The organism is Mesorhizobium sp. C089B (genome assembly GCF_030323125.1).
GTDB lineage: Bacteria > Pseudomonadota > Alphaproteobacteria > Rhizobiales > Rhizobiaceae > Mesorhizobium.
This window is the reverse complement of the sequence record NZ_CP100469.1, coordinates 6,427,415-6,446,465: the sequence shown is the minus strand read 5'-3', so window position 1 is coordinate 6,446,465 and position 19,051 is coordinate 6,427,415. Positions and strand designations below refer to the sequence as shown.

The 19,051-nt window shown below is 63.4% G+C and carries 21 protein-coding genes; 13 read left to right on the top strand and 8 right to left on the bottom strand.

Going from position 1 to position 19,051, the window contains the following annotated elements; translation table 11 throughout:
- Positions 1 to 105: 105 nt before the first annotated feature.
- Positions 106 to 747: a ThuA domain-containing protein gene (locus tag NLY44_RS31455; protein ID WP_023699774.1), complete on the bottom strand. Its 642-nt coding sequence runs from the start codon at positions 745 to 747 to the stop codon at positions 106 to 108.
- Positions 748 to 1,004: 257 nt separating this feature from the next.
- Here NLY44_RS31455 and NLY44_RS31450 point away from each other — a divergent pair, with 257 nt between their 5' ends.
- Together NLY44_RS31450 and NLY44_RS33145 are read left to right on the top strand one after the other, a co-directional pair.
- On the top strand, positions 1,005 to 1,481 hold the full coding sequence (locus NLY44_RS31450) for a YjbE family putative metal transport protein (protein ID WP_348524305.1): 477 nt from the start codon (positions 1,005 to 1,007) through the stop codon (positions 1,479 to 1,481).
- Positions 1,481 to 1,648: a TerC family protein gene (locus tag NLY44_RS33145; RefSeq protein WP_348524306.1), complete on the top strand. Its 168-nt coding sequence runs from the start codon at positions 1,481 to 1,483 to the stop codon at positions 1,646 to 1,648. Before NLY44_RS31450 ends, NLY44_RS33145 begins: the two co-directional genes overlap by 1 nt.
- On the opposite strand, the gene NLY44_RS31445 is transcribed toward NLY44_RS33145, so the two are convergent.
- Positions 1,645 to 3,048 carry an FAD-binding oxidoreductase gene (locus tag NLY44_RS31445; protein ID WP_023804397.1) on the bottom strand — a complete coding sequence of 468 codons (1,404 nt, stop codon included), beginning with the start codon at positions 3,046 to 3,048 and terminating at the stop codon, positions 1,645 to 1,647. The genes NLY44_RS33145 and NLY44_RS31445 overlap by 4 nt on opposite strands.
- Before the next feature lie 225 nt (positions 3,049 to 3,273).
- Here NLY44_RS31445 and NLY44_RS31440 point away from each other — a divergent pair, with 225 nt between their 5' ends.
- Positions 3,274 to 4,359 (top strand): LacI family DNA-binding transcriptional regulator, encoded by a 1,086-nt coding sequence (locus NLY44_RS31440; RefSeq protein WP_031201202.1) that lies wholly within the window; start codon positions 3,274 to 3,276, stop codon positions 4,357 to 4,359.
- Here NLY44_RS31440 and NLY44_RS31435 read toward each other — a convergent pair.
- The 3 genes from NLY44_RS31435 to NLY44_RS31425 all read right to left on the bottom strand — a co-directional run bounded on the left by NLY44_RS31435 (position 4,347) and on the right by NLY44_RS31425 (position 7,508).
- Positions 4,347 to 5,279, bottom strand: coding sequence for an alpha/beta hydrolase (locus NLY44_RS31435; protein ID WP_245263680.1), 933 nt, complete (start codon positions 5,277 to 5,279; stop codon positions 4,347 to 4,349). The genes NLY44_RS31440 and NLY44_RS31435 overlap by 13 nt on opposite strands.
- A gap of 64 nt (positions 5,280 to 5,343) precedes the next feature.
- Positions 5,344 to 6,492 carry a Gfo/Idh/MocA family protein gene (locus NLY44_RS31430; RefSeq protein WP_023804400.1) on the bottom strand — a complete coding sequence of 383 codons (1,149 nt, stop codon included), beginning with the start codon at positions 6,490 to 6,492 and terminating at the stop codon, positions 5,344 to 5,346.
- A gap of 254 nt (positions 6,493 to 6,746) precedes the next feature.
- Positions 6,747 to 7,508 (bottom strand): DeoR/GlpR family DNA-binding transcription regulator, encoded by a 762-nt coding sequence (locus NLY44_RS31425; RefSeq protein ID WP_023804401.1) that lies wholly within the window; start codon positions 7,506 to 7,508, stop codon positions 6,747 to 6,749.
- A gap of 162 nt (positions 7,509 to 7,670) precedes the next feature.
- On the opposite strand from NLY44_RS31425, the gene NLY44_RS31420 reads away from it, so the two are divergent.
- The 9 genes from NLY44_RS31420 (at position 7,671) to NLY44_RS31380 (ending at position 16,523) form a co-directional block, all read left to right on the top strand.
- Complete coding sequence (locus NLY44_RS31420) at positions 7,671 to 8,471, top strand: beta/alpha barrel domain-containing protein (RefSeq protein ID WP_023692211.1); 801 nt, start codon at positions 7,671 to 7,673, stop codon at positions 8,469 to 8,471.
- A 3-nt stretch (positions 8,472 to 8,474) separates the two neighbouring features.
- Positions 8,475 to 9,425 (top strand): PfkB family carbohydrate kinase, encoded by a 951-nt coding sequence (locus NLY44_RS31415; RefSeq protein WP_023804402.1) that lies wholly within the window; start codon positions 8,475 to 8,477, stop codon positions 9,423 to 9,425.
- Positions 9,426 to 9,513: 88 nt separating this feature from the next.
- Entirely contained in the window at positions 9,514 to 10,659 is a 1,146-nt protein-coding gene (locus NLY44_RS31410; protein WP_023804403.1) for an ABC transporter ATP-binding protein, read from the top strand.
- Positions 10,660 to 10,774: 115 nt separating this feature from the next.
- On the top strand, positions 10,775 to 12,022 hold the full coding sequence (locus tag NLY44_RS31405; RefSeq protein ID WP_023804404.1) for an ABC transporter substrate-binding protein: 1,248 nt from the start codon (positions 10,775 to 10,777) through the stop codon (positions 12,020 to 12,022).
- A gap of 139 nt (positions 12,023 to 12,161) precedes the next feature.
- Positions 12,162 to 13,058 carry a carbohydrate ABC transporter permease gene (locus tag NLY44_RS31400; protein WP_023804405.1) on the top strand — a complete coding sequence of 299 codons (897 nt, stop codon included), beginning with the start codon at positions 12,162 to 12,164 and terminating at the stop codon, positions 13,056 to 13,058.
- Positions 13,059 to 13,062: 4 nt separating this feature from the next.
- The gene (locus NLY44_RS31395; protein ID WP_023804406.1) at positions 13,063 to 13,905 is read left to right on the top strand and encodes a carbohydrate ABC transporter permease; all 843 of its coding nucleotides are present in this window, start codon (positions 13,063 to 13,065) and stop codon (positions 13,903 to 13,905) included.
- Between the two features lie 38 nt (positions 13,906 to 13,943).
- Positions 13,944 to 14,765: a sugar phosphate isomerase/epimerase family protein gene (locus tag NLY44_RS31390; RefSeq protein WP_023804407.1), complete on the top strand. Its 822-nt coding sequence runs from the start codon at positions 13,944 to 13,946 to the stop codon at positions 14,763 to 14,765.
- A gap of 4 nt (positions 14,766 to 14,769) precedes the next feature.
- Complete coding sequence (locus NLY44_RS31385; RefSeq protein WP_023714874.1) at positions 14,770 to 15,495, top strand: ribulose-phosphate 3-epimerase; 726 nt, start codon at positions 14,770 to 14,772, stop codon at positions 15,493 to 15,495.
- On the top strand, positions 15,495 to 16,523 hold the full coding sequence (locus NLY44_RS31380) for an ROK family protein (RefSeq protein ID WP_023804408.1): 1,029 nt from the start codon (positions 15,495 to 15,497) through the stop codon (positions 16,521 to 16,523). Before NLY44_RS31385 ends, NLY44_RS31380 begins: the two co-directional genes overlap by 1 nt.
- A gap of 46 nt (positions 16,524 to 16,569) precedes the next feature.
- On the opposite strand, the gene frp is transcribed toward NLY44_RS31380, so the two are convergent.
- The 3 genes from frp to NLY44_RS31365 form a co-directional block, all read right to left on the bottom strand.
- Complete coding sequence (gene frp / locus NLY44_RS31375) at positions 16,570 to 16,893, bottom strand: fluorescence recovery protein (RefSeq protein ID WP_023804409.1); 324 nt, start codon at positions 16,891 to 16,893, stop codon at positions 16,570 to 16,572.
- 83 nt (positions 16,894 to 16,976) lie between these two features.
- On the bottom strand, positions 16,977 to 17,258 hold the full coding sequence (locus NLY44_RS31370; protein WP_023686988.1) for a hypothetical protein: 282 nt from the start codon (positions 17,256 to 17,258) through the stop codon (positions 16,977 to 16,979).
- Between the two features lie 91 nt (positions 17,259 to 17,349).
- On the bottom strand, positions 17,350 to 18,267 hold the full coding sequence (locus tag NLY44_RS31365) for a LysR family transcriptional regulator (protein ID WP_023686987.1): 918 nt from the start codon (positions 18,265 to 18,267) through the stop codon (positions 17,350 to 17,352).
- Positions 18,268 to 18,369: 102 nt separating this feature from the next.
- Between NLY44_RS31365 and NLY44_RS31360 the strand changes: the two genes are divergently transcribed.
- On the top strand, positions 18,370 to 19,008 hold the full coding sequence (locus NLY44_RS31360) for a DsbA family protein (RefSeq protein ID WP_023686986.1): 639 nt from the start codon (positions 18,370 to 18,372) through the stop codon (positions 19,006 to 19,008).
- Positions 19,009 to 19,051: the final 43 nt, after the last annotated feature.

Below are 19,051 nucleotides of genomic sequence, written 5' to 3'. Positions count from 1 at the left end.
TGACGGCGGTCGAACGCCGTGACCTCAGCCAGCATAGAGCGTTAGCCGCGGCTTAGCGAGTAGCGGAGGCGTGATATCGCCGTTGCTTGCTCGGACAGGCCCCGGTTACCGGCTGGCCCACAGCACCCCACGCTCGAAGATGGTGCGCATTTGCGGGACGGAAAACTCATCCGCGGTGTGGCCGAGCGCGCTGAAGAAGACGCGGCCCTTGCCGTAGCGGCGCTTCCAGACCACGGGCATGACGACGCCGTCGATGAAGTCGAGATGCTCACCGCTGAACGTCGTCGTCGCCAGCACCTCGTTGCTCGGGTCGACATGCATGTAATACTGCTCGGAATGGTAGGCGAAACCCTCGATACCCCTGACGATCGGATCGTCGCTGATGATGTCGACACGGTAGTCGATGATGTCGCCGGGGTGCGCGACCCATTGGCCGCCGGTCATGAACTGATAGTTCGGCTCGTTGCGAAAACTGTCGCCCATTGTGCCGTGGAAGCCGGCAAGGCCGGTTCCGCCGCTGACGGCGGCGGTGAGGTTTTGCAGCTCCGGTTTCTCGATCGTCGACATGGTGATCACCGGCACGATCAGATCGATGACCGGGAGCTGCGGATCGGCGAGCGCGGATGTGCCCTCTTCTATCCGCACCTCGAAGCCATGCCCGGTCAATATCTCGCTGACGACAGCGGCGCTGCGGGCCGGCGTGTGACCCTCCCATCCGCCCCAGAAAATCAGTGCCGTCTTGCTCATGCTCGTCTCTCCTTTGGTCGGCAATATTGATAGGCAAGCGGAACGCTTTTGTCTTCCCTTCCATGATGGGCATTCTGGGGCGGGCATTTCTGGTCGGAAATCACGACCCGGCGATGAATTCCGTGGATGAGGACCGATTGGCCGCGCTGGCGTCTTGTTTCAATGCCGGGCTGCACTCAAATCAGCTGTCTTCGCGTTTGCGCAGACATCGGTCCGATCCGCCGCAACCAGCCGGAGCCTTCCGGGGAGACCGCTCTATGAGTTTCGACCAGACGACTGTCGCCGCTTATCTGGAAGTCATCACCATCAACCTTGTGCTGTCTGGCGACAATGTCGTGGTGATCGGCATGGCGGCCGCAGGCCTCGCCAAGGCGTTGCGGCAGAAGGCGATCGTCGCCGGCATTGCCGCGGCGGCGGTGATCCGCATCGTCTTTGCGGTGATCGCGGTGCAGCTGCTTGAAATTCCGGGCATCATGCTGGTCGGCGGCATGCTTTTGTTCTGGGTGTGCTGGAACATGTTCCAGGAGTTGCGCTCGGCCGGCGACGGCGAGGACGTCGACACTGAAGCCGCAGCACTTGCGACGGCGCGGCCGGCCAAGGCGCTGCGCACCGCGATCCTGCAGATCGTCGTCGCCGATGTCTCGATGTCGCTGCACAATGTGCTGGCCGTGGCGGGCGCCGCCGCCCACGACATGAATGCGCTGGTGTTCGGTCTCATCCTGTCGGTGGTCTGATGGCGGTCGCCTCGACGCTGGTGGCGGCGCTGCTTGCCAGGTATCGCTGGATCGGCTGGCTCGGTCTGGCGATCATCGTCTATGTCGCGGGAAATATGACTCTGGACGGCATCGAGCAGATGAGAACGGTCGACTTCCACGCGCTGCTCTCGCCAGCTGCAAGTTAGATCCCTCCTGGCGATCGAACGATATCGAAAATCCGCCCGGGATTGAGGATGTTGTGCGGATCGAACGCCGCCTTCAGCCGGCGCATGGCCGATATCTCGGCGTCGCTGCGCACGAGGTTCAGCCATTTCTTCTTGTCGAGGCCGATGCCGTGCTCGGCCGAGACGGCGCCACCGCATGCCGCCACGCCGCGATAGATAATCTCATAGGCGGCCGCCGGTTCCGTGGTGTCGACCTGATAGTGCAGATTGCCGTCGCCGAGATGGCCGAAGACGTAGATCTCGGCGCTGCTGTCGACGGCGTGGATCGCGGCTTCGGCGTTGCGCAGGAAATCCGCCATGGCCGCCAACGGGATGCTAATGTCGACGCCGAGCATTCCCTCGATCGCAAACAGGAATCGGTTAGCCTCTTCGCGCACATCCCATAGCGCACGGAATTCGCGTGGCGACTGCGAGACGACCACGTCGTCGACGATGCCGTCCTCGACCGCCTGCATCAGCACCGAAGCGAAACGCTCGCCGTCCAGCTCGGCCTGGCTGCCCTGGATCTCGGCCAGCACATAGACGGGCGCGCCGACAGGCAGCGGCGCCGGCGCGGCCATGCCGGCAATCATGGCGCCGTAGAGCGGCGAGAAGTTTACCTCATAGGCCGAAAGCAAGGGCCCGAGCCGCTGCTTGAGCAACCCCAGCAACGCAATCGCCGCCTCCAGCGAGCCAAGGGCGCAAAAGGCGGCAACCTCGGTGGCGGGCTTGGGATGCAGCCGCAGGCAGGCGCGAGTAACCACGCCCAGCGTGCCTTCGCTGCCAATGAAAAGCTGGTTGAGATCGTATCCCGAATTGTCCTTGGCCAGGCCACGCAACGAAGTCAGGATCGAGCCGTCGGCAAGCACGGCCTCCAGCCCCAGCACCTGGGCGCGGTACATGCCGTAGCGCAGCACGCGAATGCCGCCAGCATTGGTGGCGATGTTGCCGCCGACCGTCGCCGTGCCGCGCGCGCCGATATCGACGCCGAACATCAGGCCGGACGCATCGGCCGCTTCCTGCACCATTTGCAGCGGCGCGCCGGCTTCCGCGATGATGGTTGCCGCGGCGCGGTCGGGCGCTTCGACCGCGGTCATGCGCTCCAGCGACAGCACCGCTTCGCCCGGCTGCACGCGCGCGCCGCCGGCCAGCCCGGTGCGGCCGCCATGGACGACCAGCTTCTGGCCGATACCACTGCATAGGCGCAGGATTTCGGCGACGTCGGCGGCGTTGCGCGGACGCAAGACCAGTTCGGGCTGGCCGCCGCCCTTGCCGGAGAGGTCGTCGCCATAGCGCGGATCGATAGCATCGCCGATCACAATCGCGGCGGCATCGAGCCGACGATATAGCTGGGAAAGAAGCCGATCGATCTGTTGTGTCATGGTGCCTGGACTTTTCAGCGCTCTTTGTGACCGAGACTTTGATGCGCGACAATTTTCGCGTCAATTGAACAAATTTACGCACGGTATAATCTGTCATTGCGCGTTGAACCCACTGACGTTTCCTGTAAATTTCGTCTGCCGTTGCGTGGCGGACGCGCCGGCTGCAGGACCGTGGGCAGCGTCAAGGGATGACCGAGGTTCTGGCGCGTGCCAGACGAGGATTGAATGCCAATGACGCACAAGACGATGGAGGATTTCGCCCGCTCCTGCGGCGTCTCCAGGCCGACGCTGTCGAAATATTTCGACGATCCGACCAGCGTCAAGCCGGCAACGCGCAAGCGCATCGAAGAGGCGTTGCGGTCGTCCGACTACCAGCCCAATCTGTTTGCCCGCAACCTCAACCGCAAGCGCACCCGCGCCATCGGCATTGTCGTACCGACGGTCACCGATCCCTTCTATTCCGAAATGGTCAGCCGCATCGAGCTCAGGCTGCGCGACGAGGGCTACTGGCCGATCGTCATCTCCTCGCATGGCTCAACCGAGCTCGAAATGGAGGCGACACGTACCATCCTGTCGCTGAAAGTTTCGGGCGCGCTGATCGCGCCGCTCGGCTTGCGTTCGGACCGGCGCACGCTGGAGAAGCTGACCCAGACAATGCCGGTCGTCTATTTCGACACCTATCTTGAAGGCGGCACGCCCTTTGTCGGCAACAACAATGCCCAGAGCGTCTCGACCATCGTCGACTATCTCTGCCGCTCCGGCGACGCCCCGATCTATTTCGACATCCCGCATGTCAATCACAATTCGCCGGAGCGCCTGAACAGTTACGTCGCCGCGATGCGTCAGCTTGGCCAGGAGCCGGTGGTTATCGGCAACACCCGAGACTACACATGGGATTTCGAGCGCATCGGCTACGAGCAGATGGAACAGATGCTCGGGGCCAGCGGCCTGCCGGGCAAGACCAGAGGTCTGCCCGGCAAGACCGGGGGTCTGCCCGGCAAGACCGGAGGTCTGCCCGGCAAGACCATACTGTGTGCGAATGACCGCCTGGCCTTCGGCGTGATGGCGGCAGCCTTCGCGAAAGGGCTGAAGATCGGCCGCAAGGCCGATTGCGACCTGCGTATCGCCGCCCATGACGACCATCCGCTGAGCCGCTACACCTGCCCCGCACTGACCACCATCGCGCAGGATTTTGCCGCCATGGCGGGGCGCAGCGTCGAGACACTGCTCGCTTTGCTCAACGAGGATACGGCAAACGTCGCGCCGAAGGTCAGCCTTGACGCCGCCCTGGTCATGCGTCAGTCCGCTTGAGCCTTTCCAAAGGCAGGATCGAAGCTTCGCCACGCGGCAATGGCGGCGGCAACCGCCTGTCTCGCTGCCGGGCCGTGACGGCCCATCGAGACGAAGCCGTGGATCTGACCGGGCCAGTGTTCCAGCACGACCGGCACGCCGGCCTGCTGCAGACGCCTGGCATAGGCCTCGCCTTCGTCGGCGAGGATGTCGTGACCGGCGATGGCGATGAAGGTGGGCGGCGCACCGGCGAGGCTTTCCGCCTTCAGCGGTGAGGTACGCCAGTCGCCGATGTCGGCGGCATTGCGGATATAATGGTCGCGGAACCAGGCCATGGTCGAGGCGGTCAGGCCAAAGCCTGCGGCGAAGCGGCGATAGCTGTCGGCCGTCTGCCCGGCATCGGTGTTGGGATAAAACAGAAGCTGCGCTGCCGGCGGATTTTTGTCCCCCCGCGTGAGCAGGCCGAGCACCGTGGCGAGATTGCCGCCGGCGCTGTCGCCGGCAACCGCGATGCGGGCAGCCTCGATGCCGAGTTCGTCCGCGGCGCTTTGCATGAAGGCAAGTGCCGCTCGGCAATCCTCTATTGCCGCCGGGAATTTGTGTTCCGGCGCCAGCCGGTAGTCGACGGAAACGACGACAGCGCCTGCCTCGTTGGCGAACCAGCGGCAGATCTCGTCATGCGAGTCGAGATTGCCGATTACCCAGCCGCCGCCATGGAGATAAAGCAGCGCCGGAGCGCCTGCCGAAGGCGCGCCCTGCCCGCGATAGATCCTGAGCCTCAGCGGACCGCCGGGTCCTGCAATGATGCGCTCGCTGATCGACGCGACCAGCTCGCGCTCGCCTTGCAGGGTCGGGAAGCCTTCATTGTAGGCGCGGCGCGCCTGCTCAGGCGTTCCCGTTTCGAACGGCGGCGCGCCGGCCTGGCTGCCGAGCTCGAGCACATGCCGGGCCTCCGGATCTAGGGGCGACGGGGACGGTGGCGATGGCGTCACGGGCGAACCTCCGTCAGGCAAGCAGGGTTGCGGCTTCGTCTTCGCCAAGCAGCGGCGGCTGGTCGACCGTGCCGCTGACGGCAACCGAGCCACGGCTTTCGCCCGAAGCCAGGATCGCCTCCATGATCTCAAGCACATGCAGCGCCAGCTCACCGGAGGCGCGCGGCTTTCTGCCCGTGGCCAGCGCGCCCGCCAGATCGGCGACGCCGAGCATGCGGTAATTGGCACGGTCGGGCGCGGAATAGGGCCAGTTGCGGGCGCCGTAGAGTTCGCTGTCGCTGGCGAAATCGACCCAGTCGGCGCCACGCTCCGACAGCGAAACGGTGCCGCCGAACGTGTCGGGGTCGGGCAGCCTGAGCGAGCCTTCGGTGCCGTGCAGTTCAATGGGATGGTTGGAGTGTTTGAAAACATCCCATGAGGCGCCGAAGGTGACGGTGGCGCCCGAGCGGAATTCGAGCAGCGATATTATGTTGGTCGGCGTGCCGACCTTGAATGTCGTGTTCTTGAACGGCCCGTCGGCCGTGATCAGCCTCTCCTCCTGGCCGCGCGTCGCCATCGCCATGACGCGCTCGACCGGCCCGAGCAGGTTGACCAGCACGGTCAGGTAATAGGGACCCATGTCGAACACCGGACCGCCGCCGGGCTGATAATAGAATTGCGGATTGGGATGCCAGTGCTCCATGCCCCGTCCCATCATGAAAGCGGTGCCGGTCACCGGCTTGCCGATCGCGCCGTCATCCATCAGCCGGCGCGCGCGGCGGCCGGCTGCACCCAGGAATGTGTCCGGCGCCGAGCCGATCAGCAGGCCGCGCTTCGCGGCCTCGGCGACAAGGCGGCGGCCGTCGGCGGCAGAGGTTGCCAGCGGCTTTTCGGTGAAGACATGCTTGCCCGCCGAGAGCGCTGACAACGAAATATCGAAATGCGCCGCGGGGATTGTCAGGTTCAGCACGAGGTCGATATCGGGGTCGGCCAGCAGCGCGTCAACGCCCAGGGCGCGGATGCCGTATTCCCTGGCGCGCAGCTCAGCCATGTCAGCGGAAATGTCGGCGCAGGCGCGTAGCTCGACACCACCGAAGAGCGCTGCATTGCGCAGATAGGTCATCGAGATGTTGCCGCAGCCGATGACACCGATGCCGAGCTTTGTCTCTGATTTTCCGTGCATTTCCAGCTTTCCTCCCAAGCCAAGGGCATGCTGCGCAACCGTTGCAGTTCCCACGACCCCCCGCAATCCGCTATACAGGACTTTAAATGTTGACGCGCGTAAAATTTTTATAGAGCATGTGAGAGTTCTTGCGCAGGATTGGGAGGCCGCCAGCGTGAGGAGGAGAACATGACCGGCATGAAAAACGGCCGACGGCCGCTGCGAAGCCCGTGGGTCATGCGCGTCTTCCGTCGCGCATCAGAGACCGGACGGCTTCAGGCATAGATCACCTTGGCCCCGACCCTATCAAGCTCGCTGCGTATTGGACCGGGCAGGCTATCGTCGGTGATCACCACGTCGACGGCCGACAGCGAAAATGCCTTGGACGTCCCGCTGACGCCCCATTTGCTCGAATCGGCGAGCAGGACAACGCGCCGGGCCATGCGAACGAGGTTTCGCTTCGTCCGCGCCATGTCTTCGTTCACGTCGACCACATCCAGTGACGAGTCTATCGCATGCGCCCCAACAAAGACCTGATGCGCTACCAGGCCGCCGAGAGCCGTATCGGCATCGGTGATCAGCGTGCTCACCGTGTCGGGATAGACCCGGCCGCCGATCATATGAACGTCGAGCCCGGGACGATGCATAAGATGCTGCACGATATTCATGGCCGTGGCCGCGACCACGACATTGCTGAGCGGCGGTAACTGCATGGCAAGCTGCATCAAGGTCGAGCCGCCGTCGAAGATAACCGATTGGTTGTCCTCGAACAGGTCCAGCGCCGCCCGGGCGATGCGCTTCTTTGCGTCGAGGTTCGTTTGCATCCGCCGGGCGAACGCGGCCGTCGTCGAATCGGTGGTCCGGGTCACCGCCCCTCCACGGGTCTTGGTCAGCAGTCCCTTGCGGTCCAGTATTTCGAGGTCGGAGCGCACCGTGACCTCCGACACGCCAAACCCGTCCGACAGGTCCTTGATGCGAACCTGTCCGCTGCGTTGCACCTCGCCCAGGATCGATTGGCGTCTCTGCTCCGACAACATTGCCCGGCCCTTGCCTGCCTGCGCCGAGCAATCGCGCCGGCCTCGGCTCACCTTACCGGAAATATGCAGATTCGAAAGCTTTCGAAAGATTGTTTTTCCTTTTTCTTTCGGAAACACTGGGTCGAGCTTTTTTAAATCAACCGATCAGGGAATTTTGGACTCATGAGCCTAGGAACCAAGGTGCGTCTCGCGCGCCTCTTCTCGCATCCATCGGGGAACCTTTTTGGCGGCGCGGTCGACCACTTCGTCGGCTATGGCGACGTGCGCAAAGGCGGCCTTGCCGACCTGCCGGGTGCGCTCGCACGCGTCATGGCGGGCAAACCCGACTATGTCAGCATCCAGCCTGGCACCGCGCGCCATCTGTGGCCGCAATATGCGGGCAAAGCTTCCCTGGTGATTCAGGCGGGCTGCTTCACCGCGGACGATCGCATCAGCGAGTTGATCGCAACGCCCGAGGACGCGGTGCGCGCGGGGGCCGATGCGTTGGCCGTGGCCATTCCGGTGCGCGGCGCGACGGAGGGCAAATACATACGCTGGCTGACCGATTCGGTAAATGCAGCAGCCCGCTACGGCATGCCTGTGGTGGCGCATATCTACCCTCGCGATTTCACCGACGGAGCAAAGATCGTCTTCACCCCCGACGAGATCGCCTATGCGGCGCGCATCGGTTACGAGTCCGGCGTCGACGTGATCAAAATCGGCTACACCGGCGATTTCGAGTCGTTCCGGGAGACCGTCCGGACCTGCCCGGTGCCGGTTGTCATCGCGGGCGGTCCAAAGACCGATACGCTGCTCGGCGCGCTTCAGCAGACGGCGGATGCCATCCGTGCCGGCGCGCGCGGCGCCGTGGTCGGCCGCAATCTCTGGGGGCACGGCGATCCGGAGAAGGCAGCGCTTGCCTTTCGCGGCGTCATCCATGACGGCCTTTCGGCGCAAGACGCCCTGGCGAAGGCGGGTGCCTGAACGATGCCCACCATCCCCTCGATCCTCGGCTTCGGCGCTATTGCGATCGACGACATCGTCTACGTCGATCAGCCATTGTCGGCGGGCAAGGGTAAGGTTCTGCAAAGTACCCGCGCCTTCGGGGGAAATGTCGCGACGGCGCTGGCCGCCGTCGCGCGGCTCGGCGGAACCGCCGGGTTCGTCGGATGGCTGGCCAGTGCCTCGGACAACGCGGTGCAGCTCGATCTCGTGGCGAGCGGTATTGAAACCGCATTCGCGCCGCGCCATCCCGACGCGCGCCCGGTGCACTCGCGGATCACCGTCGGCTCGGACGGGGAAAGGTTCATCGCGTATGACGACGATGCGATGCTGGGCACCGCTCCGGACTTTCCGGACGATATCCTCAGCCGCGCAACCGTCCTGATCGTAGATAGCTATGCGACCGGGTCGCTGGATGTCGTGGCTCGGGCTCGCGATCTCGGCCTTGCGATCCTCGGCGATATCGAATGGAGCAGCGGCCCCGCCACGGAGCGGCTGATCGCGCTCTGCGACCATCTCATTCTTCCACTTAGCTTTGCACGGACTGCCACGGGGCGCCGATCGCCTGCCGAGATGCTCGATGCCTTGTGGTTGCCATCGCGATCCGCCGTGGTTCTGACCGATGGAGGCAGGGGTGTGTACTATCGCGGCCGTGAAGAGACAGGTCTCTGGCACCTGCCCCCGCACCGGGTTGCGGTCGTCGACTCCACAGGCGCGGGTGACTGCTTTCATGGCGCCTATGCCCATGCGTTGACGCGCGGAGCCGACACCGCGGGCCGGATCGCATTCGCGGCCGCGGCGGCGGCCGTTTCGATAACGGGGCGTGGCGGGCGCGAGGCGCTTCCGACCGAGGACCAGGTCACGCAACTCCTGGCATCGGCGAACGCGCCGTCAGCAGTCGACCTGAAAAATGCGCATGTGGATGCTGGAGCATGACCTGAAACTATCCGACGAAACATTTCGCAGGCGAACACAAGCCCAGGAGATCATAAAAATCAGGGCTTATACTTGTGGAGGGAGGAATATGGCAGAAGTCATTCTTGAGAAGATCTGCAAAACCTACGGGAACAGTTTTCGCGCAATCGACCAGTTGAACCTGTCGGTCAAGGACGGCGAGTTCTTGATCCTCGTGGGGCCTTCCGGCTGCGGCAAATCCACGGCGTTGCGAATGATCGCGGGGTTGGAAGACATCACCAGCGGCAGCCTTCGGATCGGCGGGGTCGACGTCGTCGACATGCCGCCCAAGGACCGCGACATCGCGATGGTGTTCCAGAGCTACGCGCTCTACCTGCATATGACGGTATCCGAAAACATCGCCTTTTCGATGCGGCTGGCAGGCAAGCCGAAGGCCGAGCGCAAGAAGCGCGTGGACGAGATCGCCAAAACTCTTCAGCTGACGTCTTTGCTGGACAGCAAACCCGCGAACCTGTCAGGCGGGCAGCGTCAACGGGTTGCCATGGGCCGCGCCATGGTGCGCGAGCCGGCCGCCTTTCTCATGGACGAGCCGCTTTCCAATCTGGATGCGAAACTGCGTGTGCAAATGCGCGCCGAAATCACCAGCCTGCAAAAGCAGCTCGGCGTCACGACCATTTACGTGACCCACGATCAGATCGAAGCGATGACGATGGGCGACAGAGTCGCGGTGTTGAAAGGCGGTGTGCTGCAGCAGGTCGACACACCCAAGAGGCTCTATGAATCGCCGGTTAACGCCTTCGTTGCCGGCTTCATCGGCTCTCCTTCGATGAACCTTTTCGAGGCGACCCTGAAGGGCGGCGAGCTCGCTTTTCGCGACTTCGCCGTCCGGCTGCAGGATGCAGCCTTCGTGCGCAGGCCGGCCTTGAGGTCGTATGCGGGGCGCAAGGTCGTGTTCGGGATCAGACCGGAGGATCTTTATGACAGCAGCCTTGAATCCGGTCGCAAGTATCAGACGATACCGGCCAGGGTGACCTCGATCGAGGAACTCGGCTCCGAACAGATCGTCCACATGAACATCGACGCTGTCCGGGTGGACTCCGGCGATCCGGATGCGGTGGACGATTTCGGTCTGGCGTCGAACGCGGTGGCGAGGTTCGAGCCGATCAGCGCCGTCCGCTCCGGCTCGGAAATCCGGTTGGCCGTGGATGATGCCAAGTTCCATTTCTTCGATCCCGAAACGCATCTGGCGATCTGAAGATCTGCGGAAGACCGCGCGCGGGAGCGAGGTGCCTGCGGAAGATACAAGAAGGCTTCTGAATGAACAGACGACCGTCCGCATTGTGCGGCCGATCTTGAAGAAGGAGGAGAAAATGATGTTTCGGATACGACCCGCGATGCTGAAAATAGCCGCGGCCGCATGGTTGCTTGGTGCAACCGGCGCCATGGCGGACACGACGCTGGAATTCACCCAATGGTGGGAGCCCGAATTGCCGGGCGGCTCGCTCAGGGCAATCATGAACGACTTCGAGGCTGCAAACCCCGGCATCAAGGTGACGCTGGTCAGCGGTCCCTATGCGACCACGCGAGACCAGATCTCGGTCGGCGCCGCAACCGGAACGCTCAGCGACGTCGTCGGTCTCGACGGCGCCTGGGTGAACAATCTGAACGCGCAGGGTGCGCTGGCCGACATGAACCCGATGATGGATGCGAGCGGGTTCGACAAGACCCAGGTCGCGGATATCATCAAGGTGGACGGCAAGGCGGTGATGTTTCCCGTGGCTTCGTTCGTCTATCCGGTCTTCGTCAATCTGGACCTCGCCGCCCAGGCAGGCGTGACCAAGCTGCCGTCGACCCGCGCGGAGTTTCTCGAAGCCGCCAAGAAGATGACCCACGCCGACAAGAACCAGTATGGCTGGGTGCTGCCCTTGTCGCTGCAAACGCCGTCCGGTGTCCAGAACGACCTGATGTCGTGGGTCTGGGCCTCGGGCCAATCGATGATGGTTGAAGGCAAGCCGGCTCTCGAGGGCAAGCCGGTGGTCGATATGCTCACCTTCGTCAAATCGCTGAACGACGCCGGCGTCATCTCGCCCGGCATTGCCACCAAGACCGAGCAGGAGAAGGTCGAGGAATTCGTCAACGATCGGGTCGGAATGATGATCGACTCGCTTGCGCATGTGAACCTCATCCGCAAACGCAATCCCAAGCTGAACTTCGACCTGATCCCGGTCCCGGTCGTGGCGGACTACAGCGGCAAGCGCGGCCTTCCCTACGCCTCCTGGGGCATCGGCATCTCCGCCGCCTCGAAACATCAGGATGAAGCCTGGAAGCTCGTCCAATATCTGATGAGCGAGAAGGTGAATGCCAAGCTCGTGTCGCTTGCAAATGCCTTCCCGGGCAACGTCAACGCCAAGCCCGATTTCGTGACCTCGGACAAGGCTTTCGCCAAGGCTTTCGAAATCTTCAAGACCGGCTATCTCGCCAACGAGTTCACGGGCCTGCCGGTGGCTGAAGACCTGATGACCCAGTTCGACGTGGAGGCTCAGAAGATGCTTGCCGGCGAGCAGTCTCCGGAACAAGCCGCAACCAACGCTCAAAAGGGCTGGACGGCGAAATTCTGAGCGGCCATTGCCCGTTTGCTATCTTCCACCGGGTGGCCCGGCCTCGGCCAGGCCACCCGTCAACAACGGATCGGCAATTTGAGATGGACCTGTTTTTGAAGCGCACCTTCCTCTTGAAGGCACATCCCAGGGGTCGCACATGACCGGGCAGAAGCGCTCCCACCATCGACTGAAACGAGCGGTCGCACCCTATCTCTATCTGTCACCCTCGCTCCTCATAATCGGCCTGTTGATGCTGCTGCCGATGGTGACGGTGATTGGCTATTCGTTCCAGAACAGCGCGGTGCTGCGTCGCGACCCGTCCTTTGCCGGATTGAAACACTACCAGGCGATCTTTGCCGATCCGGTGTTCTGGGCCTCGCTGTGGCACACGCTCTACTTCACCTGCATGAGTGTCGTCTTCCATATGACCATCGGCATGCTCTTCGCACTCATGCTGAACAGCGACCGCATCAATCCGACGCTGCGCAACATCCTGCGCGTGCTGTACATACTGCCCTGGCTGTTCACCGCGGTGATTATCGCGGTGATCTGGCGCCTGCTGCTCGAGCCGAATGGTGTCGTCAACAGCGTTCTCATGCAGATGGGCATCATCGGTGCCAAGGTCGAGTGGTTTTCCTCGCCCGCGACCGCGCTGCACGCCGTCACCTTCGCTAATATCTGGGCGGGCTACCCGCTTTTCATGGTCAGCCTGCTCGCAGGCTTGCAGGGCATTCCCAGGGATTTCTACGAGGCCGCCGATATCGACGGCGCGAAGGCCTACCAGAAGCTGATCTTCATCACCATTCCGCAGCTGATGCCGATCATCATCAGCATCTCGCTGCTCGACTTCATCTGGACCATGCAGGTCTTTCCATTGATCTGGATAACGACGGGTGGCGGTCCGATCTACTCGACCGAGGTCCTCAGCACCTACACGTACAAGCTGGCGTTTTCGAGCTACAACCTGTCGCAGGCCTCGGCGAGCGCCGTGGTCATCCTGCTGATCTCTCTCGGCCTGACGCTGTTCTACATCCGCTATCAAAAGGCTCGGTAGTCACATGAGGAAAAGGCACACGCCGAAAGACAGGCTGATCACCGCCGCGCTCCATGTCGTGCTTGCCGCAGGGCTCTTGTTCGCGGCCTTCCCGATCTACTGGATGCTGAGCAGCTCGTTCAAGTCGAATACCGAAATCTTCGCCCTGCCGCCAACCGTCCTGCCGAAGGCCTTCACGCTGGAAGCGTATGCGGCCATCCTGAGCGACCCGGTAAAGCTGCGCTTCTTCTTCAACAGCTACTTCGTGGCCGGAGCAGTGACCGTGCTGACGGTGCTGATCGCCTTGCTGGCGGCCTATGGGTTCAGCCGTTTCAATTTCCGCGGCAAGGGCAGCCTCAACACTCTCATCATCAGCACGCAGACGATCCCGCCGATCACGCTTTTGATCCCCTTCTTCGGGCTTGTCGTCTCGTATGGCATCTTCGACACCTATGTCGCGCTGATCCTGACCTATCTGGTGTTTACGCTGCCCTATGCGATCCTGCTGATGACGGGATATCTGAACACCTTGCCCCGCGACCTCGATGAAGCGGTGGCTGTCGACGGCGGCACCAGTTGGACCGCACTGTGGCGGGTGATCGTCCCGATTTCACTGCCTGGTATCGTGGCGACGTCGGTCTACACCTTCCTGTTGTGCTGGAACGAATTTCTCTTTGCGCTGACACTGACGAAGTCGACGTCCATGCGCACCGTCCCGATCGGCATCCAGTTGTTGATGGGGCAACACGCCTTCGAATGGAACCAGATGATGGCGATGAGCGTGCTCGGCTCGCTGCCGCTCCTGGTCATCTACCTGGTTGCCCAGAGGTTCTTCCTCGCCGGCATGACCGCGGGCTCGGTCAAGTAGGGTATCCCTCCAACGGAGGTGGATCAAGGAATGAAAGGATGACCGTGAAAGACCTGAAAGTCGGCTGCCAGACCTTTACCTGGGAAATGCTCGGGGACCGCTTCGCCGGCGGCCCGGACGATCTGCTCAAGGCGATCGCCGATGGCGGCTATGCCGGCATCGAGATTACCGACACGATGATCGGCCGCTATGCCGGCAAGCCAAAGGAGTTCGCGGCCGCGCTGAAATCATCCGGGCTGACGCTCGTCTCCTTCGCCTTCGGCTCCAAGAGCGGTTTCACGCTCAGGGATGAGATCGGCGCCGACCTCGAGACCGCCAAACGCTGGATCGACTTCGCCGCCGCCTTTCCCGGCGCGCTGGTGTCGATGGGCTCGGCCACGATCGTTTCCGACGGGCCGCGCGACGACAAGTTTGCCATCGCCGCCGAGGTCTACAACAAAGCCGGCGAGCTCGGGCGCGAGGCCGGCGTCCAGGTCGCGGTGCATCCAAGCTCGCATCACAACACGCTGCTGTTCGACCGCGCCGACTACGACCGCATCTTCGGGCTGCTCGACGCCTCGCTGGTGGGCTGGGTGCCCGACACCGGCCACATCTTGCGCGGTGGCCAGGACATGGCGGATACGCTCACCACTTATCGCGACCGCATCCGCTATGTGCATCTGAAGGATGTCGACGCGAATGGAACCTGGGCGATGCTCGGCAAGGGCGTCTGTGACACGGCCAAAGTGATCGAGATCGCTGGTGCTGCACCCAATTTCAACGGCTGGCTGGTGCTGGAGGAAGAATCCGAAACGGCCGCCGCCGACCCTGCTGGCGCCGTCAAAACCAACCGCCAGACAATGCGCGGCTACGGAGCCTGAGACGATGACGACGAACAAGCCCCTGTCCGGCCCCGCCGCGATCGCTGCCCTGCCGCGCAACCGGCTGATCGGCGAGTTCTCGCTGTGGTCGGCCGACCTCGCCAACATGGAGCGCGATTTGAAGCGCATTGAGACCCATGCCGATGTCCATCATATCGACGTCGCCGACGCCCGCTTCACCCCTGGCTTCCTGTTCTTCCCGGACCTGGTGGCGCGCATCGCCAAGCTCACCGCGAAGCCGATCCATGTCCATTTGATGGTCGAAGCCGAGATCGTCGAAGAACAGACGCGCCAGTTCATCGAGGCCGGCGCCGACCTGATCAGCGTGCACGCCGAAAACGGCGAGACCGGCCTGCGCGCCGTGAAACTGGCGCATGAACTCGGGGCCGAGGCCGGCGTGGTACTGCGGCTGGAAACACCGGTCGCGGCCGTCACGCCCTTCCTGGCGGAAGTGGCGTTCGTGACGCTGCTCGGCACCTCCATCGGCGTCAAGGGCCAGAGCCTGTCGGAGCAGGCGTGTCCGCGCCTGATCGAGGCGCGCGCGCTGATGCGCAAAGCCGGCCGCGAGGCCGACATCGTGCTTGCCGCCGATGGCGGCATCCGCCACGAGACCGTGCCGCTGCTGCGCGCCGCAGGTGCGGAGACCGTGGTGCTGGGCTCGCTGGCCTTCGGCGATCCCGACCTTGCCCGGCGCATGGCCTGGCTGCACGGGCTGGAGGTCGCCGCCTGATGACCAAGCTTGCGCTCGCCTTCGATCTCGGTGGCACGGCGCTGCGCGGTGCGCTGGTCGAGAGCGATGGCCGTATCGTCGCTCATGCTTCGGCGCCGACGCTTGCCGGTGCGGGATCGGAGGCGGTGATCAGCCAGATCGTCGCTCTGGCAGGCACGCTCCTCAGGGAACACCCGCAGGCAAACGTCGCCGGCATCGGCGTCGGTGCGCCGGGGCCACTCGACCCCAAGGCGGGGATCGTCATTGCGCCGCCAACGCTGGCCGGCTGGCATGATGTGCCGCTGATCGACATTCTGGGGCGGCATTTCGGGCTGCCGGTGCGGCTGGAAAACGACGCCAATGCGGCGGCGCTCGGCGAATGGCGTTTTGGCGCCGGACGTGGCAGCGGATCGCTGGTGTTCGTGACTGTGTCCACCGGCATTGGCGGCGGCGTCGTCGCCGATGGCCACATCTATCACGGCAGGCGCGGACTGGCGGCCGAGATCGGCCACATGACCATCACCGGTGAAGGCGACCGCTGCTTTTGCGGCGCCATCGGCTGCTTCGAGGCCGTTGCCTCCGGAACCGCGCTCGGCCGCCGCGCCACGCGACTGACCGCGCCGGGCGACGGCTCGCTCTTACGACGGCTGTCAAATGACGGCGACGTCTCGGCCAGGCATGTCGTAGAGGCTGCCAAGGCCGGCGACGCCAACGCTCTCGACCTGATCGAGGCGGAAGCACAATGGCTGGGCATCGGCTTCACCAATGTCTTGCATCTCTATTCGCCCGATCTGATTGTCATGGGTGGCGGCCTTTCCAACGGGTTCGACCTTCTGGCACCGTCGATCAGAGCGGTCATCCAGCAGCGGGCGATGCCGGCCTATCGCGACGTGCCGATCGTGCAGGCTGAACTCGGCGACCGCGCCGGGCTGATCGGCGCCGCCAGCCTGATCCTGTGGGAAGGCGAACCGGGTGCGCCGCTGGCGATGGCGCAGGACGACAAGGACAGAGGCGCGACCGCCGATGCCAGAGAGGCAAGCCACGGCTGAGCTCAAACTGCGCGGCGCGCAGCGCCAGGGTCCCCGAAGAGGACCCCTACCCTTCGCGATTCCAGCTGGCGTATTTTCGGATCGTTTGCCGCTTGTCTTCCGACAAGCCAACAAGGAGACACTCCTCGAGATAGCCTTGATTGGCGAAGATTTGTATTAGCTGTGAATAGCGATAGTCGAACATCTGGTCTATCTTCCGTCGCTGCTGCCGCAGAAAGTCTTCGACGTCCCACATTTCGGAAGGCGTTGCCGCAACGTGGGCCCTGCTCTTGAGTTCAGCCAGCGTCTTGTCGAGCGCCACCTTCAGCGCTGCGTCATAGGCTCTGCGAGCGGCCTTCCTTTCGGACGGAGACCATTTTTCGACGGTCATCGGCTATCTCTATCGAGTTCGCGGTGGCCGGCATCCGGTAGAACCCGCGACAGGCGCAGGACAGCCCCGCTTTTGGGGCCGTTCTACTTCCCGCAATGGTGATCGTTGACCTTGTTCAGCGCATTCGCGTCCGGCCCGACCCTGTCGTAGGAGCAGGGGCCGGCAGCCGTGGTGACCAGCATCTTATCATAGTAGCGCGGGCCGCCGAACAGGGCATAGAAGAGGTCGCGATGGGCGGGAACGTAGCGTTGCTCCGGTTCCGGCTGGCGATGGCGGTGCTTCTTCTCCTTGGCGAGCGCTGCGGTAGACAGGCTGCAGCCAAGCGCGAGAACAAGGGCGGAGGTCGCGAGGATCTTGATGGTCATCGGCAATACCCTTCTGACGGTTCGGAATCGCAGCATATCCAAAAGCGTGGGCCGAACAAAGGTTCCCTGATTACCATAGCCAGCGCCGAAATCAGCCTGTAACGGCACTGCGCGCCCGCCGCCTTTCCGCCGCAACCAGCAAGTCGACGAAGGCGCGCACCTTGGCCGGCCTGAAGCGCGCCGGCGGGAAGACGGCGTGGATGCCCCCGGACGGCAAGGTCCAATCCGCGAACACCCGCACCAGCCGTCCCCGCGCAATGTCGTCGGCGACACTGTAGTCCGGAAAGATGCCGAGGCCGATGCCGGCCAGCACGCAGGACAGAACGCCCGGTGTCTTGTCGCAACTGACGACAGGGTTGAGTTCGGCCAGCACCGTTTCCGTGCCCCTCGAGAACAGCCATTGGCCCACCCCGCGCAACTGGGCGTTGCCGACCCAGGGCAGCGACTTCGCCCGCCTGGGGCTGGCTTCCCCAGGCAGCCTGGCGGCCAGTTCCGGGCTGGCGACGACGAATTGCTGCAGGCTGCCCAGCCGCCGCGCCAGATTGCTGGAATCGGCAAGCCAGCCGACGCGGATGCCAAGATCGATCTGCTCGTCGACCAGGTTGCTGACCGCATCGTCGAAGATCGTCTCGACCCGCATTTTCGGGTATTTTCTGAGATAGGCGGCGATGGTCGGCGCCACGACCTTCTCGCCATAGTCGAGCGGCGCCGTCAGCCGCAGCGTCCCCGTCGGTTGCGCCGCGCGCTGCGAAATGTCGCCATAGGCTGCCTCCGCCTCGCGCAGGATGATCGCGGTCCGGTCATAGAACAGACGACCCTCTTCGGTCGCCGTCACGCGCCGCGTCGTGCGCCGCAGCAGCGTTGCACCGAGCTCTTCTTCGAGCTTGCCGACCTGATGGCTGACCACAGCCTTGGCAACATCGAGACGGTCGGCAGCGGCCGTGAACGAGCCGGTCTCCACCACGGTGGCGAAGTAGACGAGCCGGTTGAGATTGAGGAGTTCGGTCACAGGCAGCTCATTGTATGATTTGATCAGACAGATTGTATGATTGATCGCTATTTTTCGCAACCGGTCCAGCTGTCATCTATCGGGCAACAGAATGAGGCCGCCATGACCAATGCAACCCTAACCTATCTTTTCGACCCGCTCTGCGGTTGGTGCTATGGCGCCACGCCGATGCTGGATCGACTGGCCGCCGGCGGGACCGCGCTCCAACTGCTGCCGGTGGGGCTTTTCTCCGGTGCCGGCGCGCGGCCGCTGGATGCTGGTTTTGCCGCCCACGCCTGGGACAATGACCAGCGCATCGCGCGGCTGAGCGGACAGCGCTTCAGCCAGGCCTATCTCGACAATGTGCTCAATGTCAGCGGCACCTTGCTCGATTCTTCCGCTGCCACCATGGGCATCAACGCCGCCGGGCTGGACGACTGGCGCCAGGAACTTGCGGCACTGAAGGCGATCCAGCATGCCCGCTATGTCGACGGCCGCGATATTGTGACGGTTGACGGCGTCGCCGCGGTACTGACCGACGCCGGCATGAGCGACGCGGCAAAGCTTTTGAAAGCGCCGACGCAGCCGTTTCTGGCGAAGCATGACGACCTGGTCAGCCGCGGGCGGATGTTGTTCCAGCGGCTGCATGTCAATGGCGTTCCCGCGCTCGCGGTGATCGGCCAAACGGCGCCGCGCCTGATCGGCGCCAACGCGCTGTTCGGCAGCTACGACAATCTCGTCGCTCACATCGAGGCGGCGTAGGCCCAGAAATTCTCCCCAGACGAAATTCTCCCCAGACGAAAGG

What these genes read in the sequence shown, in the direction of transcription:
- NLY44_RS31420 (WP_023692211.1), top strand. Translation starts at nt 7,671, where the DNA reads ATGAGCCTAGGAACCAAGGTGCGTCTCGCGCGCCTCTTCTCGCATCCA.
- NLY44_RS31425 (WP_023804401.1), bottom strand. Translation starts at nt 7,508, where the DNA reads ATGTTGTCGGAGCAGAGACGCCAATCGATCCTGGGCGAGGTGCAACGC.
- NLY44_RS31405 (WP_023804404.1), top strand. Translation starts at nt 10,775, where the DNA reads ATGATGTTTCGGATACGACCCGCGATGCTGAAAATAGCCGCGGCCGCA.
- NLY44_RS31455 (WP_023699774.1), bottom strand. Translation starts at nt 747, where the DNA reads ATGAGCAAGACGGCACTGATTTTCTGGGGCGGATGGGAGGGTCACACG.
- NLY44_RS31415 (WP_023804402.1), top strand. Translation starts at nt 8,475, where the DNA reads ATGCCCACCATCCCCTCGATCCTCGGCTTCGGCGCTATTGCGATCGAC.
- NLY44_RS31450 (WP_348524305.1), top strand. Translation starts at nt 1,005, where the DNA reads ATGAGTTTCGACCAGACGACTGTCGCCGCTTATCTGGAAGTCATCACC.
- NLY44_RS31370 (WP_023686988.1), bottom strand. Translation starts at nt 17,258, where the DNA reads ATGACCATCAAGATCCTCGCGACCTCCGCCCTTGTTCTCGCGCTTGGC.
- NLY44_RS31410 (WP_023804403.1), top strand. Translation starts at nt 9,514, where the DNA reads ATGGCAGAAGTCATTCTTGAGAAGATCTGCAAAACCTACGGGAACAGT.
- NLY44_RS31430 (WP_023804400.1), bottom strand. Translation starts at nt 6,492, where the DNA reads ATGCACGGAAAATCAGAGACAAAGCTCGGCATCGGTGTCATCGGCTGC.
- NLY44_RS31445 (WP_023804397.1), bottom strand. Translation starts at nt 3,048, where the DNA reads ATGACACAACAGATCGATCGGCTTCTTTCCCAGCTATATCGTCGGCTC.
- NLY44_RS31380 (WP_023804408.1), top strand. Translation starts at nt 15,495, where the DNA reads ATGACCAAGCTTGCGCTCGCCTTCGATCTCGGTGGCACGGCGCTGCGC.
- NLY44_RS31440 (WP_031201202.1), top strand. Translation starts at nt 3,274, where the DNA reads ATGCCAATGACGCACAAGACGATGGAGGATTTCGCCCGCTCCTGCGGC.
- NLY44_RS33145 (WP_348524306.1), top strand. Translation starts at nt 1,481, where the DNA reads ATGGCGGTCGCCTCGACGCTGGTGGCGGCGCTGCTTGCCAGGTATCGC.
- NLY44_RS31400 (WP_023804405.1), top strand. Translation starts at nt 12,162, where the DNA reads ATGACCGGGCAGAAGCGCTCCCACCATCGACTGAAACGAGCGGTCGCA.
- NLY44_RS31385 (WP_023714874.1), top strand. Translation starts at nt 14,770, where the DNA reads ATGACGACGAACAAGCCCCTGTCCGGCCCCGCCGCGATCGCTGCCCTG.
- frp (WP_023804409.1), bottom strand. Translation starts at nt 16,893, where the DNA reads ATGACCGTCGAAAAATGGTCTCCGTCCGAAAGGAAGGCCGCTCGCAGA.
- NLY44_RS31360 (WP_023686986.1), top strand. Translation starts at nt 18,370, where the DNA reads ATGACCAATGCAACCCTAACCTATCTTTTCGACCCGCTCTGCGGTTGG.
- NLY44_RS31390 (WP_023804407.1), top strand. Translation starts at nt 13,944, where the DNA reads ATGACCGTGAAAGACCTGAAAGTCGGCTGCCAGACCTTTACCTGGGAA.
- NLY44_RS31395 (WP_023804406.1), top strand. Translation starts at nt 13,063, where the DNA reads ATGAGGAAAAGGCACACGCCGAAAGACAGGCTGATCACCGCCGCGCTC.